We start from the raw sequence: 2,551 nt of genomic DNA on the forward strand, positions 1-2,551 counted from the left end.
CTTCGGCCTTCCCTTCAGATTCCCTCGGGCGCATCGAGGTTGCCCGCCACTCAGGCGCCCGCGCCGACGGGCTACTTGAATCTTGGACTGATGCGCTGCTAGAGCCGTGGTCAGGGACGGCTCTTGCATTGCCCGCCATTCTCGGCCGCGCGGGCGGCCGAGAATGGCATACGTGATTTCTTAAATTTCGATTGTGTTCGCTTGCGCGAATGCGACGAAGGGTTTGCTATTGGTCCCCAGCTCTTGGGGGGTGGGCGGTGATGGGTGGCGCGCGACGGGCAGCCGCTTACGCATGCGGAGCCGGACGCGCGCCACCCATCCGGCATCCGCGTTGAAGTGACGATTACTGGCCGACCCGTGCACTTGGCCATCGCCCCTACACAGCGCCATACCCAGCCCTGATTTTCGCTTGCCATACACGTCACCACGAGAGCGCCCCGCCACCATCGCGCAGCGCCATCACGCGACGCAAGACACCGCGTAAGCCCCAAAAGGCCGCCCGCGCGGCCGGCCTGGGGCGGGCCCCGCAAGACACGCCACCACCCACTATCCGTGGCCAGAACGCCAAGCACACCACCCGCCCCAGCGCCCGTGAAGTTTCAACCAGCCGAGCCTGTCGCGTCGGCGGCCTGCGGGGCGCGGGGCGTCGATAAGCCCGACGGAATCCGAAGGAACCGCCGCAGGCGGTGACGAGGATGAGGATGGGGAAGTCCGGAGCGAACGCTCCGGACCGCAATCGTTGCCCCGCGCCCCGCAGGCCGCCGACGCGACAGGCGTCTTAAGAACCCAGCCCACCCGCATCAAGACCCACAGAACCCTCACGCCCCTATAAACTCCCCCCGAAAGCCACAAAAGACACGGAGACAACACATGCGCATTTTGCTGGTCGAGGACAATCTCGATCTCGGCGATGCCGTGGAAAGCAAGCTGCGTTCCGCCGGCCACAGCGTGCAATGGGTGCGCGACGGCGTGGCGGCGTTGCGTTGGGGGTTGGACGAAACCTGGGACGCGCTCGTCCTGGACATCAACCTGCCCGGCAAGGACGGATTTACCGTCATCCGCGAGCTGCGCGCCGCGGGGCTGGAAGCGCCCGTGCTGGTCATGACCGCGCGCTCTGAAATCGAAGACAAGATCGACATGCTGGACCTGGGCGCCGACGACTACCTGGTCAAGCCCTTCGACCTGCGGGAGCTGGAAGCCCGGCTGCGTGCGCTGATGCGCCGCCCCGCCGGCCAGACCAGCAGCGTCACCGTCTACGGCAACCTCAGCCTGGACCTCGCCAACCGCGACGTCAGCGTGGCCGGCGCACCGCTGGAGCTGGGGCGGCGCGAATTCCGCCTGCTGGAGATCCTGCTCGGCAAGCTGGGCCAGACCGTCGCCAAGGAACGGCTGATGAATCAGCTCTTCGACCTGGACGACGGCACGCTCAATGCGCTGGAGCTGCTGATATCGCGGCTGCGCAAGAAGCTGGCGGGCGCCTCGATCGATATCGTCACCGTGCGCGGCGTTGGCTATCAGGCCCGCAGCCATGAACAGCCCTGAAAATTTCTCCATCCGCCGCCGCGTCTTCGCGCTGGGCGTGCTGCTGCTGGCCTGCGCGCTGATCGGACTGGTGTTTTTCCTGCGCGGCTACGCGCAGCGCGCAGCGGAACAGGCTTTCGACCGGCTGCTGGCGGCCTCGGCGCTGACCATTGCCGGCTCGGTGCAGATCGAGGACAACAACGTCACCGTCGAACCGCCGGTGTCTTCGCTGGCCATGCTGTCCGGCGGCGAACGCGTGTTCTACGAGGCCCGTACCTCCAACGGCCGCCTCATCACCGGCTACGACGACCTGGCGCCCGGCATGCCGCTGGCGCAGTCCGCCACGCCGGTGTTCGCCTACCTGCGCTATCACGACGAACCGGTGCGTGTCGCCACCGTGGGCCGGCTGGTGTCGGCCAGCCAGCATGCGGGGTGGGTCACGGTGCGCGTGGCCGAAACGCTGGGCTCGCGCGAGGCGCTGGCCGACGAGATCCTGGGACGCACCGCGCTGCCGTTGGTGGTGGTGTCGCTGGTGGCGCTGGGCCTGCTGTGGTTCGGCGTGCAGCGCGCCTTCGCCCCGCTTGCCGTGGTGGAGCGCGAATTGCGCAGCCGCGCGCCGGACGATCTGGCGCCGCTGGAGACGCCCGTGCCGCGCGAGGTGCGCCGGCTGGTCGAGGCGCTGAACGGCTTCATGCAACGCCTGTCCGGCGTCATGGGCACGCTCAACACCCTGGTGGCGGATGCCGCGCACCAGGTCCGCACGCCGCTGGCCTCGCTGCGCGCACAGGCGGAAGTGGCCCTGGACGAGACCGATCCGCAGCGGCTGCATGCGCGCCTGGAACGCATCCACCTGAATGCCACACACGCCAGCCAGTTGATCAACCAGCTGCTGATGGACGCCACCATCACCCATCGCCTGGGCAAGGGCTCGCGCACCCTGGTGGGCGTGGCCGAGACCGTCAATGAAACGCGGCGCCGCATCGGCCCGCTGGAGGCGCAGCGCCTGCGCATCGAGATCGCGCCCGAAGTC

2 protein-coding genes are annotated in these 2,551 nt (G+C 68.0%); both read left to right on the forward strand.

Annotated features, from left to right (window positions below; all coding sequences use genetic code 11):
* Positions 1-870 precede the first annotated feature (870 nt).
* Positions 871-1,542, forward strand: a complete 672-nt coding sequence (locus VIR09_RS07000) for a response regulator transcription factor (RefSeq protein ID WP_332012219.1) — start codon at positions 871-873, stop codon at positions 1,540-1,542.
* Positions 1,529-2,551 (forward strand): sensor histidine kinase (locus VIR09_RS07005; RefSeq protein ID WP_332012220.1); only part of this gene is annotated, 1,023 nt, incomplete at its 3' end. The genes VIR09_RS07000 and VIR09_RS07005, both read left to right, overlap by 14 nt.

The sequence above is a fragment of the Achromobacter sp. genome, from assembly GCF_036567245.1.
Taxonomy (GTDB): Bacteria; Pseudomonadota; Gammaproteobacteria; order Burkholderiales; family Burkholderiaceae_B; genus Achromobacter.